The organism is Streptomyces sp. NPDC001980 (assembly GCF_040296885.1).
In the GTDB taxonomy this organism is placed as follows: Bacteria; Actinomycetota; Actinomycetes; order Streptomycetales; family Streptomycetaceae; genus Streptomyces.
Window position 1 is genome coordinate 94,913 of the sequence record NZ_JBEOYD010000029.1, and the last position, 14,139, is coordinate 109,051.

Annotated in this window: 9 protein-coding genes; 3 read left to right on the top strand and 6 right to left on the bottom strand. The window is 73.3% G+C overall.

Annotation, left to right across the window (positions count from 1 at the left end; translation table 11 throughout):
- Positions 1 to 192 precede the first annotated feature (192 nt).
- From ABT137_RS35060 to ABT137_RS35070, 3 genes are all read left to right on the top strand, one after another.
- Positions 193 to 3,486, top strand: coding sequence for an ATP-binding protein (locus tag ABT137_RS35060; protein ID WP_351715168.1), 3,294 nt, complete (start codon positions 193 to 195; stop codon positions 3,484 to 3,486).
- A gap of 407 nt (positions 3,487 to 3,893) precedes the next feature.
- A complete protein-coding gene (locus ABT137_RS35065) occupies positions 3,894 to 4,271 on the top strand; it encodes a hypothetical protein (protein WP_351715169.1) in 378 nt (125 codons plus the stop codon).
- A 25-nt stretch (positions 4,272 to 4,296) separates the two neighbouring features.
- Entirely contained in the window at positions 4,297 to 5,067 is a 771-nt protein-coding gene (locus tag ABT137_RS35070; RefSeq protein ID WP_351715170.1) for an SDR family oxidoreductase, read from the top strand.
- A gap of 84 nt (positions 5,068 to 5,151) precedes the next feature.
- Here ABT137_RS35070 and ABT137_RS35075 read toward each other — a convergent pair whose 3' ends face one another.
- The 6 genes from ABT137_RS35075 to ABT137_RS35100 all read right to left on the bottom strand — a co-directional run bounded on the left by ABT137_RS35075 (position 5,152) and on the right by ABT137_RS35100 (position 14,028).
- Entirely contained in the window at positions 5,152 to 6,666 is a 1,515-nt protein-coding gene (locus ABT137_RS35075; protein WP_351715171.1) for an SDR family NAD(P)-dependent oxidoreductase, read from the bottom strand.
- Between the two features lie 103 nt (positions 6,667 to 6,769).
- Positions 6,770 to 8,101, bottom strand: a complete 1,332-nt coding sequence (locus tag ABT137_RS35080; protein ID WP_351715172.1) for a wax ester/triacylglycerol synthase family O-acyltransferase — start codon at positions 8,099 to 8,101, stop codon at positions 6,770 to 6,772.
- Between the two features lie 149 nt (positions 8,102 to 8,250).
- On the bottom strand, positions 8,251 to 10,572 hold the full coding sequence (locus ABT137_RS35085) for a GH92 family glycosyl hydrolase (RefSeq protein WP_351715173.1): 2,322 nt from the start codon (positions 10,570 to 10,572) through the stop codon (positions 8,251 to 8,253).
- Between the two features lie 131 nt (positions 10,573 to 10,703).
- A complete protein-coding gene (gene glgC / locus ABT137_RS35090) occupies positions 10,704 to 11,924 on the bottom strand; it encodes a glucose-1-phosphate adenylyltransferase (protein ID WP_351715174.1) in 1,221 nt (406 codons plus the stop codon).
- Positions 11,925 to 12,028: 104 nt separating this feature from the next.
- Positions 12,029 to 13,180, bottom strand: a complete 1,152-nt coding sequence (glgA, locus tag ABT137_RS35095) for a glycogen synthase (protein WP_351715209.1) — start codon at positions 13,178 to 13,180, stop codon at positions 12,029 to 12,031.
- A gap of 38 nt (positions 13,181 to 13,218) precedes the next feature.
- Entirely contained in the window at positions 13,219 to 14,028 is an 810-nt protein-coding gene (locus tag ABT137_RS35100) for a (2Fe-2S)-binding protein (RefSeq protein ID WP_351715210.1), read from the bottom strand.
- Positions 14,029 to 14,139 lie beyond the last annotated feature (111 nt).

Sequence of the window (14,139 nt, forward strand, 5' to 3'; positions counted from 1 at the left end):
GGACCGCCTGGCGAACCCCGGCCGGCCACCTGCGGACAGGCAGGCACTCGAAGCCTGACGCGGGCCGCTCACACGGGGCTCACACGGCGCCGACAGCGGCTCACACGGCGCTGACACCACCGTGCCGTCGGCCGAAAGCCAGGGCAGCGCACCGATTTGGGGACTTGAGGACGCGCACGGGAAGATCGGGGGATGGACGGCGACACGCGGCTTCGCATCACGCTGCTCGGCGGCTTCCAGGTGTCCCGCGATGACGCCGCCCTGCCCGTCGCGGGTGCGCGGTTGCAGGCACTCGTCGTACGGCTGGCCCTCGCGGGCGGTCGCGCGGTCGCACCGGGCGTTCTGGCCGACGCGATCTGGGCCGAGGAGCCGCCGGCCGACCCCGCCCACGCCCTGCAGGCCCTCGTGTCACGGCTGCGCCGGACCCTCGGCTCGGCCGGCTGCGTTGCGCAGGCCACGGGCGGCTACCGGCTGGACGTGGACGCGGCCGACGTGGACGCGCTGCGGTTCGAGCGGCTCGCCGCCGCCGGCCGGGACCGCCTGCGTGCCGGGGACCGCCATGCCGCGGCGGCGGTGCTCGGCGAGGCGGTGGCGCTGTGGGGCGATCCCCCGGGCGCGGAGCCGCCGGCCGTCGCCGCGGTGGCGCCCGCCGTCGCGACCCGGCTGGCGCACGCCTCGGTCGAGGCCGTGGTCGGCCTCGCCGACGCCGAGCTGTCCCTGGGCCGTGCCGACGCGGCCGCCGCCCGGCTGACCGCGCTGCTCGCCGGGCACCCGGTCCACGAGCGGGCGGCCGCGCTGCTGTTGGACGCGCTCACCGCCCAGGGCCGCCGGGCCGAGGCCCTGGCCCGGTACGAACAGGTCCGCGCGACCCTGGCCGACGAACTCGGCACCGACCCGGGCACCGCCCTGCGCGAACGCCATGTGCGCCTGCTGCAAGCCGAGCGGCCCGGCCAGGCCGCCGCCGGCCCCGCGCGGAACGCGCCTGGCCCACCACCCGCGCCTAGGACCGCGGCCGGCCATCTGCCCGCGCCGCTGACCGGCTTCGTCGGGCGCGCCGACGACCTCGCCCGGATCGACGCGCTGCTCGCCACGGGCCGGCTGGTCACCGTGCTCGGTCCCGGTGGTGCCGGCAAGACCCGGCTCGCCGTCGAGGCCGCCCGCCGCCGACGCGAGGCGTACCGCGACGGTGCCTGGATGATCGACCTCGCCTCGGTCACCGAGCCGGCGAAGGTGGGCGCGGCCCTGCTCGCCGGGACCGGGCTGCGCGGCGGCGTGATGTTCGAGTCCCGGACCCGGGGCGAGGGCGACGCAGTGGACGTACTGGTGGACCGGCTCGGCGGCCGGGAGAGTCTGCTGCTCGTCGACAACTGCGAGCACCTGATCGACGCCGTGGCCCACCTGGTCACGGCGCTGCTCCCCCGCTGTCCCGGGCTGAGCGTGCTCGCCACCAGCCGCGAGCCCCTCGCGGTCGACGGCGAGGCGCTGGTGCCGCTCGGCCCACTCGGGCTGCCCGGCCCGGACGACGGTGTCGAACAGGCACGGCGGGCGGAGGCCGTCCGTCTGTTCGTCGAGCGGGCCGCGGCCGTCCGCCCCGGCTTCGAGGTGGACGAGGCGACGCTGCCCGAGGTCCGACAGGTGGTGCGCGCCCTGGACGGGATGCCGCTGGCCCTCGAACTGGCCGCCGCGCGACTGCGGACGCTGTCGCTGCCCGAGCTGGCCGACGGGCTGTCCGACCGGTTCCGGCTGCTCACCACCGGCAGCCGGACCGCGCTGCCCCGCCATCGCACGCTGCGCGCGGTCATCGACTGGAGCTGGGGCCTGCTCACCGAGCACGAGCGCACGGTCGCCGAACGTGTCTCGGTCCTGCCCGGCGGTGTCACTCCGGCCTCGGCCACCGCCCTCTGCGCCGGTACGGCGGTGCCGGCCGCGGACGTCCCCGAGCTGCTCGCGGGCCTGGTCGACCGGTCGCTGCTGCAGCTCGCGCCCGACCCGGGCCGCTACCGGATGCTGGAGACGCTGCGGGAGTACGGCACCGACCGGCTGGCCGCCACGGACGGCCTCGGCACCGTCCGCGACCTGGCCGCCGGCCACTTCGCCGCACTGCTGGCCCGCTACGACCCCCAGCTGCGCGGACCCGGCCAGCCGGCGGCCCTGCGCGTGATCGGCGCCGAGTACGACAACACGCTCGCCGCCCTGCGCCGGCGCTGCGACACCGGCGACGCCCCCGGCGCCCTCTCGCTCGCCCTGGATCTGACCTGGTACTGGCAGATGCTGGGCCGGACCTCCGACGCGGCCCACTGGCTGGGCGAGGCGCTGGCGGTGCCCGGCGGCGGGCCGACGCCCGAGCGCGACTGCGCCCACGCGATCTACCTGCTCAACCGGGGCGACGCCCGGCCGGCCGGCGCGACCGGGGAGGCCGCGGACGACCGGGCCGGGATCCTCGAACTGGCCGACCGGCTGCTCGCGTACCCCGAGCTGCCCGGCCCGTACGGCGCGCTCGCCGCGCTCCCGCTCGCCTTCCTGCAGGCGGAGAGGACGCAGGGCGAGAAGACCACGCCCGCGATCATCGAGCGGCTGGCCGACGGCGACGACGTGTGGCTGGCCGGGCTGGCCCGTATGTTCCGCGCCCAGTTCGCCGAGAACGCGGGCGAACTCGACCGGACGCGCGCCGACGTGGCGACGGCGCTGGCCTGCTTCCGGCAGGTCGGCGACCGCTGGGGCCAGGCCGAGGCGCTTCCGCTGCGCGCCCGGCTGCGGCAGTACGACGGCGACCTCGACGGCGCGCTGGCCGACCTGCGCGAGTCCCGGTCGCTGGCGGACGAGTTCGGCTCGCTCAGCGTCGCCGACACGGTCTTCGGCGACCTGCGCTGGATCGACCTGCACATACGGCGCGGGGACACCGACCTGGTGATCGCGTTGCTCGACTCGGCCCGGGAGCGGGCGCTGCGCGCGCGGGCTCCGGCGATGCTGTTCCTGGTCGACGCGTGGGAGGCCGGCTTCCGGGTGCGGCTCGGCGAGCTGGACCGGGCGCGGGAACTCCTCGACGCGGCCGAACGGGAGCTGCCCGACGGCATCCCCTTCCCCGGGGACCACGCGCGGACGCTGATGGGCACCGCACGTGCCGCGTTCTGCCTGCGGACGGGCGATCCGGCCGGCGCGCAGAAGGCGCTGGCGACGGCCTACACGGCGGCGCTGCGGACCCGGGACCTGCCCGTCCTGGCCCTGGTGGCGGTGCACACGGCCGCGCTCGCCGACGCGCGTGAGCTCTATCACCAGGCCGCGGTCCGGCTCGGCGCCGCCTCCCGGCTGCGCGGCACGCACGACCGCACCGACCCGCAGGTGTGCGACCTCACCCGCAGCGGACGGGCCGCGCTGGGCGCGGACTCCTTCGCCGCCGCGTACGGAAGGGGCTGGGAGCTGGACCACCGGACGGCCGTGACCGAGGCCGACCCGGCGAGGCTGTCCCGGGATCACCGGATGCGCTGATCATTCGAGGACCGGTTGCGGTGCCCGCGGGGCAGCGGTGCCCCCTGCCCGGGGAATTTCAGTCCGGTGACGTGATGATCAGGGTCGCCCCCGGCCTCAGTGCGCCCGCGGACACAACCAAGGGTGCGATGGAGTGGCACCGCACCCTCCACCGCGGCGACACGGTACGGATCGACAACGGCGCCCGCCACACCGTCGTCCACACCTTCGTCCGGGGCAAGGCGTCCCCCTGCCGGCTGGAGCCGATCGACCGAACCGTCTCCGGCCCGCCGCCCGGTGCCGTGGCACACCGGACGGTGGGCCGAGGCCCACAACAGGCTGTGCAGTTCAGGTTGCGTTGGCCGGGTCGAAAACTCGGCATGATCCGATGACACAGGACAACGGCTGTCTCGCGGAAGGACTGACGCATGGAGCTGCGCAGCGTCGAGGAGCTGATGGATCTGCTGTACGCCTGCCGGCACCAGCGCGCGCTGCGCACCGCGGCACTGCTGCGCCGCAGCCGCCCTGCCGACAAGGAGCTCCAGGTCGCGGGCCTGGTGCACGGCATCGAGGAACTGCTCGGCCCCGCCGACGGCGCCGCGCACGCGGTACGCCACCTGCTCGGGGAGCGCGTCTACCACCTGGTCCGCGGGAACGGCGCCGCCACCGACGACGACGTGCTGCGCCTGCGCCAGGCGGACGAGGAGAGCCGCACCGCGGGCTTCGACGCGGGCGTCCTGGAGGACTGGCGGACCGTCCTTGAACTGGTCGCCGCCCGCAACTCCCGCCTGGGGGCTGTCGACTGACGTCCCGTCATGAGACGGTACGGCGATGACGTCATCGTACGGGCCGTCGTACGGGCTCCGGGGCCGGGCGGCCGTCGTCACCGGCGGCACCCGCGGCATCGGGCGCGCGGTCGCCGAGGCGCTCGCGGCGGCCGGCGCGCTGGTGTGCGTGAGCGCCCGGGACCCGGACGAGGTGCGGCGTACGGCCGCCGGGCTGGGCGGGGTCGGCCTGGCCGGCAGCGTCGCCGAGCCGGAGCACGCCCGGGAGCTGACCCGGCTGGCGCTGACCGAGTTCGGGCGGCTGGACATCCTCGTCAACAACGCGGCGACCAACCGCCCGTACGGCCCCCTCATGGACGCCGACCTGGGGGTGTGGCGGGAGGCGTTCACGGTCAACGTGGAGGCCCCGCTGCGGCTGACGCAGTGCGCGTGGCGCGGCTGGATGCGGGAGCACGGCGGCTCGGTGATCAACATCTGCACGGAGGGCGCGGCCCATGTCGGCCCCCACGTGGGCGCGTACGGCACCAGCAAGGCGGCGCTGCTCCATCTCACCCAGCAGCTGGCGGGCGAACTGGCACCCCGGGTGCGCGTGAACTCGGTGTCGCCGGGGCTGGTGCGCACGGAGATGGCCCGCTTCATGTGGGAGCCACGGGAGCAGGAAATCGCCGCCGGGCTGCCACTGGGGCGGATCGGGGAACCGGAGGACGTGGCGGGGGCGGTGCTGTGGCTGGCCTCGGACGCGGCGGGGTGGGTGACGGGAGCAGACGTACTGGTGGACGGCGGTACGAGGGTGAGAGCGGCGCGTATCCCTACCTGAAGGGGCGCTGGGGGTACCCCCGGCCGAAGGCTGGGGGAGGAACTCCGCGACCAGCCCCCACGCACCCGCACGGTCAAGCGACGCTCACCACTTGCCCGGCTCGAAGTCCTTCAGGAAGACCCCGTACACGTCGTCGCCCTCCTCGCCGCGCACGATCGGGTCGTAGACGCGGGCCGCGCCGTCGATCAGGTCGAGGGGGGCGTGGAAGCCCTCCTCGGCCAGCCGCAGCTTGTCGAAGTGCGGCCGCTCGTCGGTGATCCACCCCGTGTCGACGGAGGTCATGAGGATGCCGTCGGTCTCGAACATCTCTGTCGCGCTGGTCCGCGTGACCATGTTCATGGCGGCCTTGGCCGCGTTGGTGTTGGGATGCCCGGCGCCCTTGTAACCGCGGCCGAAGACGCCCTCCATCGCCGACACGTTGACGACGTACGACCGGCCGCGCGCCGCCTGCTTCGCGGCCGCCGCCATGGCCGGTCGGAGCGCGCTGATCAGGATGAACGGCGACGTGTAGTTGCAGAGCTGGGTCTCCAGGAGCTCGACCGGGGAGATCTGGTCGATGGTCTGCACCCAGGTGTTGGTGTCCACGACGTCCGGGACGAGGCCGCCCGCGTCGATGGCGGTGCCGTCGAGGTGCCGGGCCACGCTGGCGTTGCCCGCGACGAGGGCGAGGTCGGCGACCTGCTGCGCGTCCAGGCCGCTGATGCCGAGGGGCAGCGCGGCGAGACCGTCCACGGCACCCGAGTTGAAGGCGCCGATGACCTGGTGGGCGGGGAGCTCACCGGCGGGCAGCGGGGCGCTCTCGCCCTCGACCAGGGCCGCGTACGCGGACGGCAGCCGGCGTACCGTCTGGGTCGCGTTGTTGATCAGGATGTCGAGCGGGCCGGCCGCGCTGACCTGCTCCGCGAGGGCGACGGCCTGCGCCGGGTCGCGCAGGTCGATGCCGACGACCTCCAGGCGGTGCAGCCAGTCCGCCGAGTCCTCCATCGCCTTGAACCGGCGGATGGCGTCCTTCGGGAACCGCGTGGTGATCGTCGTGTGGGCGCCGTCGCGCAGCAGCCGCAGCGCGATGTACATGCCGATCTTGGCGCGGCCGCCGGTGAGCAGGGCACGCTTGCCGGTCAGGTCGGCGCGGGCGTCGCGCTTGGCGCGGTTCAGCTGTGCGCAGTCCGGACAGAGCTGGTGGTAGAAGTAGTCGACCTCGACGTAGCGGGTCTTGCAGGTGTAGCAGGAGCGCGGGCGCTGGAGTATCCCCGCGACCCTGCCCTCCTCGGTCCGGGAGGAGGGCAGCAGGCCCTCGGTCTCGTCGTCGATGCGCTGGGCGGAGCCGGTCGCGGTGGCCTCGGTGACCGCCTTGTCGTGGGCGGTCTTGGCGGCCCGGCGCTCCTGGCGACGGCGCTGCTTGACCGTGCGGTAGATGCCGGCCGTGGCCCGGCGCACCGCGATGGCGTCCGGGTGGTCGACCTCCAGCTCGTCCAGTTCCGCGAGCACGCCGAGGCAGACGGCGAGCCGCTCGGGGTCGATGCCGGGGCCGTAGACCACGCCCTCGTCCACGGCCTGCACCGCGTCCTCGGCCGCCGGGCCGTCCTGTGTCACCGTCATCGCGCTGCCGCTTCCCTGATCCACCAGCGGCGCTCCGACTCGCGCCCGCTTTCGAACCGGGAATTTTACGGAGCGCCGGGCAATACCTCCAAACCCGACCGGATCATGGATCGCAGACCGCGATCAGCGAGTCCACCTCGTCGGTGACCGCGCGGGCCAGCACGTCGAGGTCCGGGACGGCGCTCGCGTCGGCGACCAGGCCGTAGTGGACGTGGTTGCGGTACGTCGAGATGGCGACCGCGAGGGACTGGCCGGGCGCGAGCGGGGCCAGCGGGTAGACGGCGGTGAGCGGGTGGCCGCCGAGGCGCAGGCCGACGCCGGGCAGCGGCACGCTGGTGACCAGGATGTCGAACCAGAGCCGGGCGGCCTGGCCGACGAGCGGCCCGCCGAGCCGGTGTCCGAGCGCGGGCACGTGGTCGGCGAGCAGGGCGACGGCACCGGCGCCCCGGTTGGGGCCGGCGTCCTTGTTGCGGACCATCGCCGTGCGGACGCGGTCGAGGCGGGCGAGCGGGTCCGGGTTGTCGACCGGAAGCCGTATCAGGTACCCGGAGAGCCGGTTGCCCTGTGGGGCCGCGGTGCGCGGGCGGCGCCTGGACACGGGGATCAGGGCGCGCGGGGCGACGCCCTCGGTGCCGTCGCCGCGCTCGTCCAGCCAGCGGCGCAGGGCGCCGGCGACGACGGCGATCAGGACGTCGTTGACGGTGCCGCCGACGGCCTTGCGGACGCGGTGCACGTCGTCGATGTCGAGGTCGACCCCGGCGATGCTCCGGGTACCGGAGGGCTCGGACTTCAGCGCGGCCGAGGAGCTCACCCCGAGGGCGGACAGGGCGACCGAGGCGCCGATGTCGAGGGCCCGGCCCACGTCCGAGAGGGCACCGCGCACCAGCTCGGGCAGCCTGCGCACGTCGGGCAGCCCCAGCATCGAGCGCGGTGGCTCGATCGAGCGGGGGGTGCGCACGGGCAGGTCGAGCGGGTCCATGACACCGGCGGCCAGCTTGAGGGCGCGCAGCCCGTCGGCGAGGGCGTGGTGGAACTTGAACAGCACCGCGAAGGACACCCCGTCCTCGCCGGGCAGCACATGCGCCTCCCACGGCGGCCGGCCGCGCTCCAGCGGACGCTCCATCAGGCGGCCGGCGACGGCCTGGAAGTCGGCGGTCGGGGCGTGCAGCCGGACGTGGTTCAGGGGGTCGAAGTCCGGGTCGGTCTCGCGGGCGGCACTGCCGAACGCGAGCGGCTGCCAGACGTCTCTGATGCGCATGCGCAGTCCGGGTACCGCCGCGGCCCGGGCCGCGAGCAGGTCGGCGGCGTGCGCGCCGGCGGTCGGCGAGTGCGCCGAGAAGACGCCCAGCGCGCCGAGGTGCATCGGGTGCTGCTCGGACTCGATGTTCCAGAACGCCAGATCCAGCGGCGCGAGCAGGTCAGCAGTCGCAGTCATCGAAAAGGGTGCCTCGCGTTGACGGAGGGTGGATCAGCAGTCAAACGCCGACTCATGATTACGGGCAAGTACGATCACGCTACGCTCAGTTAACAGCAGATTAAGTCCCGCCTCCTCCGAAAGAGGCGGGGCTCATGCGACACCTGAGGTCACTTCAGCGCCGGTGGTCCCGCCTCGGGTGACGTACCCCACTCTGACGGGCGCGGGCCGACCGTGAACGCCAGCGACCGCAGGGAGCGCAGCGCACCGGTCGTCAGATAGGTACGGCCGTAGTCGGTGCCGTCGGCGCGGGCCTTCTGGATGTACCGCTGGTCGGCGGAGGTCCCCGGTGCGGTGACCGTGAACCCGCCGCTCGGCCAGAAGCGGCGGTCGAGGCGGACGTCGGCCCGGTCGAAGACGGGCGTGGACAGGCCCCAGGTCCCGTAGCCGGGCTGCACCGGGAAGAGACCGAGGGACGACAGGACGTTCCAGGCGGACATGGTGCCGAGGTCGTCGTTGCCGGTCATCCCGGTCGGGCCGTCGGTGAACAGGGTCAGCGCCGCGTGCACCACGTCGGTGGTCTTCCAGGGCTGGCCGGTGGAGAGGTAGGTGTACGGGGCGATCAGGTCGGGCTCGTTCATGGGGTTGTAGACGGCCGCGTTGTAGTAGGTGTACGCGTTGCCGTGCACCCACACGTCCCGCGCGGTCTTCGCCGGGTCGGCGAGCAGCCTGTCGTAGGCGAAGAAGGAGTCGAGCCGTGCGTTGGTGGCCCGCTCGCCGCCGATCAGGGAGATCACGCCGGGCAGGTCCTGCGGGACGAGCCACTGGTACTGCCAGGCGGTGCCCTCGTGGAAGCCGATGCCGCGGGCCGGGTCGGGGTTGCCGGTGAAGGCGCCGGAGGCGTCGCGGGCACGGAAGAAGCCGGTGGAGGGGTCGAAGACGTTGCGGTAGTTCTGCGCCCGGGTGGCGTAGCGGGCCGCGTCCTCGACATGGCCGAGGTCCCGGGCCATCTGGGCGAGCATCGCGTCGGACAGCGCGTACTCCAGGGTGACGGAGGCGCCGTGGTCGTAGTCGGAGTCGCCCACCTTGGTGTGCGGGCGGCCCTTGAGGTACGGCGCGAAGCCGTCGGCGAGGTACTCGGCGTTGGCCTCGCGGCCGACCCCGGCGTTGGCGGCCGGCGGCACGCCGTCGGCGTTCTTCTTCAGCGCCCGGTAGGCCCGCTCCTCGTGGCCCTTGAGCAGGCCCAGCTGGTAGGCGGTGGTCAGGAACGGGGTGACCGGGTCGCCGGTCATGATGTTCGTCTCGACCGTGCCGTAGCCCCACTTGGGCAGCCAGCCGCCCTCCTCGTCGATCTTCAGCACCGACAGCGCCATGTCGCGGGCCTCGCGCGGGGCGAGCAGGGCCAGTGCCTGGGCCTGGGTGCGGTAGGTGTCCCAGAGCGACCAGTTCTGGTAGTAGGTGAACCCCTGGGCACGGTGGATCCGGCGGTCCCAGCCGGTGTAGCGGCCGTCGGCGTCCTCGCCGACGTTGGGCGCGAGGAAGGTGCGGTACAGGGACGAGTAGAAGGTTCGGCGTTGGGTCGGGGAGCCGCCCTGGACGCGGACGTCGGCGAGCCGCCGCTCCCAGGCGTCCCGCGCGTCCTGTCGTACCGCGTCGAACGAACGGCCGCCCTCGGCGCGCAGATTGACCTCGGCGCCGTGCGCGTCGACGTACGACAGGGCGGTGGTCGCCTCGACCGTACGGTCCCGGGTGGTGTCGAAGCGGACGTAGGCGCCGTCGGCTCCGGTGCGGGCGCCGGGGGTGACCTCGGTGCCGTTCCAGGTGCCGTACGCGGTGAAGGGGCGGCTGAAGCGGGTGACCGTGTAGACGGTGTAGGGGGCGGTCTCGCGGCAGAAGCCGTGGCCGGTGATGCGGGTGCGTACGGTGTGGTCGTCGAGGATCTCGACGTCGCTGCTGACCGGCTTGTGCAGCGCCTGGTGCGCGTTGAGCAGGACGTTCGCCCGGCCGGTGGCGGGGAAGGTGTAGCGCTGGACGCCGGTGCGGGCGGTCGCGGTCAGCTCGGCCGTCACGCCCGAGTCGAGGCCGACGCGGTAGTAGCCGGGGCTCGCCGCCTCGTCGGCGTGGTCGAACCCGGCGGCGTACCTGGCGTAGTCCGTCTGCGTGACGTCCCCGGTGGTGGGCAGCACGGGCAGGTCGCCGCCGATGGCGCAGCCGACGCCGGAGAGGTGGACCAGGGAGAAGCCGCGGATCCGGTGCTGGGTGTAGTCGTAGCCGGTGCTGTGCCCGGTGTCCGGGGAGAACTGCACCATGCCGAAGGGCACGGCCGCGCCGGGGAACGTGTTGCCCTCGTCCTGGCTGCCGATGAAGGGGTTCACCAGATCGGCGAGGCGGCCGTCGGCCGGTTCGGCGGCCCCCGCGGCGGGGCCGGTGAGCAGCGCGGACGCTGTCAGCAGGCCGGCGAGGCACAGCCGTGTGCGCCGGGTCCCTCTCATGTCGGACGACCTCCGAAGCTCGACAGTTCGACATCGCTGTCTGCATCGTGAGGGGAGAGGACCGCAAAGTCCGGCAAATGATGGTTTTTCACTCGCAGCGCGTCGCGCCCGAGTTGGGGTGCGCTCGGGGGCTACGAGACGATCTGCCCCTTCCCGAGGGCGATGACCCCGCCCTTGGAGACGGTGTACAGCTCGGTGTCCCGGTCCGGGTTGACGCCTATCGTCGCGCCGGGCGGGACCTCGACGTTCTTGTCCAGGACCGCGCCGCGCACCACCGCGCCCCGGCCCACGATGACGTTGTCGTGCAGGATCGACCCCTGGACCACCGCGCCCGGGTCGACCCGCACCCCCGGGGACAGCACGGACCGGGTGACCTGCCCCCGGATCAGGCAGCCGGCGCTGATGATGGACTCGCTCGCCATGCCACCCGCGTTGAAGCGGGCCGGGGAGAGCTGGTACGAGTGCGTGTAGATGGGCCAGCTGCGGTTGAACAGGTTGAAGGCGGGCCGCTCGGCGATCAGGTCCATGTGGGCGTCGTAGTACGCGTCGAGGGTGCCGACGTCCCGCCAGTAACCGCGGTCGCGGCTGGTCTCGCCGGGCACGTGGTTGGTGCCGAAGTCGTAGAGCTGGGCCTCGCCGCGGGCGGTGAGCTGGGGCAGGATCGAGCCGCCCATGTCGTGCACCGAGTCGTCGTCCTCGGCGTCCCGGTACAGGGCCTCCACCAGGGTCTTGGTGCTGAAGATGTAGTTGCCCATGGAGGCGAAGACGCAGTCCGGGGCGTCCGGCAGGCCCGGCGGGTCGGCGGGCTTCTCCAGGAAGGTCTCTATCGTCTGCCCGTCCGAGCCCGGGGTGATCACTCCGAACGCCGAGGACTCCACGCGCGGGATGCGGATGCCCGCGACCGTGACCCCGGCGCCGCCCTCGATGTGCTGCTCGAGCATCTGCCGTGGGTCCATGCGGTAGACGTGGTCGGCGCCGAACACCGCGACGTAGTCGGGCTGTTCGTCGTGGACGAGGTTGAGGGACTGCAGGATGGCGTCCGCGCTGCCCAGGTACCAGCGCGGGCCGAGCCGCTGCTGCGCCGGGACGGGGGTGACGTAGTTGCCGAGCAGGCTGGACATCCGCCAGGTGGTGGTGATGTGCCGGTCCAGCGAGTGCGACTTGTACTGCGTCAGCACGCAGATGCGCAGCACGTCCGCGTTGACGAGGTTGGACAGCACGAAGTCGACCAGGCGGTAGGTACCGCCGAAGGTGACCGCTGGTTTCGCCCGGTCGGCGGTCAGCGGCATCAGGCGCTTGCCCTCCCCGCCGGCCAGCACGATCCCGAGTACCGAAGGTCCACCACGACGCATGGCCGCTCCCCTCACCCTGGTGCTCCATGCTTGCCCTGGGAGCACACCCGCTAAGCCTGCACCGGGATGACGTCGAACAGGCGGCCTGTTCGTTACGCCTGGCGTTACGCCTGTTTGAGGATCTCCTCGTAGAGCCGGACCGTGCGCCGGGCGACCGCGTCCCAGCCGAACTCCCCCACGGCGCGCTCCCGTCCGGCCTCGCCCATCCGCCGGGCCGTCTCCCGGTCCCCGACGACGGCGTCCAGCGCCTGCGCCAGGCCCCCCTCGAAGTCGTCGTCCAGGTCGACCAGCAGGCCCGTCTTGCCGTCCTCGACGACCTCGGGGATACCGCCGACCCGGGACGCCACCACGGGCGTGCCGCAGGCCATCGCCTCCAGGTTGACGATGCCGAGCGGCTCGTAGACCGAGGGACAGGCGAACACGGCCGCGTGGGTGAGGAGTTGGATGACGTCGGCGCGCGGCAGCATCTGCGGGATCCAGTGCACGCCCTCGCGGACCCGGCTCAGCTCCGCGAACAGCTCGCGGAACTCCCGGTCGATCTCCGGGGTGTCGGGCGCGCCCGCACACAGCACGACCTGCGCCGCCGGATCGATGTCCCGTACCGCGCGCAGCAGATGGGGCACGCCCTTCTGGCGGGTGATACGGCCGACGAACAGCACGTAGGGGCGGCCGGGGTCGATGCCGATCCGGGACAGCACGTCAGTGCCGCGGTCCGGGCGGTAGAGGGCGGTGTCGATGCCGTTGTGGACGACGTGGACCTTCGCCGGGTCCAGGGCGGGGTAGCAGTCGAGGATGTCCGTGCGCATCGCCCCGGACACGGCGATCACGCCGTCGGCGGCCTCGATCGCGCTGCGCTCGGCCCAGCTCGACAGGGCGTAGCCGCCGCCGAGTTGCTCGGCCTTCCAGGGCCGCAGCGGCTCCAGCGAGTGGGCGGTCACCACGTGCGGGACGCCGTAGAGCATCTTGGCCACGTGGCCGGCGAGGTTGGCGTACCAGGTGTGGGAGTGGACGAGTTCGCGGCCTTCGAGACCCGCGGCCATGGCGAGGTCCACGGAGAAGGTGCGCAGCGCGTCGTTGGCGGTGTCCAGGGCGGACCAGGGGCGGTGCCGGACGACGCCGACCCCGCGGCCCTCGCCCCAGCAGTGCACCTCCAGGTCGACCAGGGGCCGCAACTCACGGGCGAGGAACTCCACGTGAACACCCGCGCCGCCGTAGACGTCCGGGGGGTACTCCCGGGTCAGCAGTCCGACTCGCACCCGCAACCCCTCGCTCTCCACGGCCGGTTGTTCCATGGTCACCCAGATGCGGCGCGCGGGGAAGAGCGCGGTGGTTGTGTGAAACAACAGTCACCGCAGACCCCGCCGCCCGGTACCCGGTAGTAGAGACAGCAGCTGCGGCGCCGGAAGGCCAGGCCGGTGCGGGTGCCGGTGGCGCTCAGCAGGGGGTGCGCGAAGAGGGCGTCGGCGAGGGTGCGGGTCCGGGTGACCGAATCCGCACAGTCGTTCGCACGCGCCCAGCGGTCCAGCTCCCGTGCGGCACCGGCCAGCGCGGAGCCGGCGTTGCCCCACAGCAGGCCGGCGGCGAGACCGTAGCGGTCCCGCAGGGCTGCTCCGAGAGGTTCGAGATGGCCGTGTACGACGACCCGTACGACCGTGTCGGCGAGCGCGGCCGGGTCGGTGCCGCGGGGCAGCGCGCGCACCTCGGTGAGCCAGAGGTCGTCGGGGGCCCCGGCGGCGGCGTCCCAGCGGAGCAGGCCCGGGTCGAGGTCGGGGAGGCGGCCGTAGCGGACGGCGCAGCCGAGGGCGACGGACCAGAGCCGGGCGGCCAGCGCCTGATGGGCGATGGAGGCGGCGACCCGGGGCTCGGCGGTGCGCAGACTCCTCGAAACGGCCTCAACACGGAAAGTTAGGATATTACCGTAAACATCCGATGTGAGTTTTTTATAGCCCTTTGCCAGGGTCGCGAGTTGGCCGATCCGCGTCACGTCGGTGCCTCCTACCGCCGGTCGGACCGTACGCAGGACGAAGAAGCCGCCGAGCGCGTGGAGCGCGGCGAGATCGGGGTCCAGGTCCTCGAACAGGTCCACGAACAGCAGTAGTACCAGGGTTCCCGGGCTTCCGGGCGCACACCGCCTCCACCCGGCGGCCCCCACCCTGGGGATGATCAGAATCCCGTCGTACTCCATCGGTAGTAGGACCCATTAGGTGCTCAGGTA

Coding starts and splice junctions, on each gene's coding strand:
- ABT137_RS35065 (WP_351715169.1), top strand. CDS start 3,894: ATGGAGCTGCGCAGCGTCGAGGAGCTGATGGATCTGCTGTACGCCTGC.
- ABT137_RS35085 (WP_351715173.1), bottom strand. CDS start 10,572: ATGAGAGGGACCCGGCGCACACGGCTGTGCCTCGCCGGCCTGCTGACA.
- glgC (WP_351715174.1), bottom strand. CDS start 11,924: ATGCGTCGTGGTGGACCTTCGGTACTCGGGATCGTGCTGGCCGGCGGG.
- ABT137_RS35060 (WP_351715168.1), top strand. CDS start 193: ATGGACGGCGACACGCGGCTTCGCATCACGCTGCTCGGCGGCTTCCAG.
- ABT137_RS35070 (WP_351715170.1), top strand. CDS start 4,297: ATGACGTCATCGTACGGGCCGTCGTACGGGCTCCGGGGCCGGGCGGCC.
- ABT137_RS35080 (WP_351715172.1), bottom strand. CDS start 8,101: ATGACTGCGACTGCTGACCTGCTCGCGCCGCTGGATCTGGCGTTCTGG.
- ABT137_RS35075 (WP_351715171.1), bottom strand. CDS start 6,666: ATGACGGTGACACAGGACGGCCCGGCGGCCGAGGACGCGGTGCAGGCC.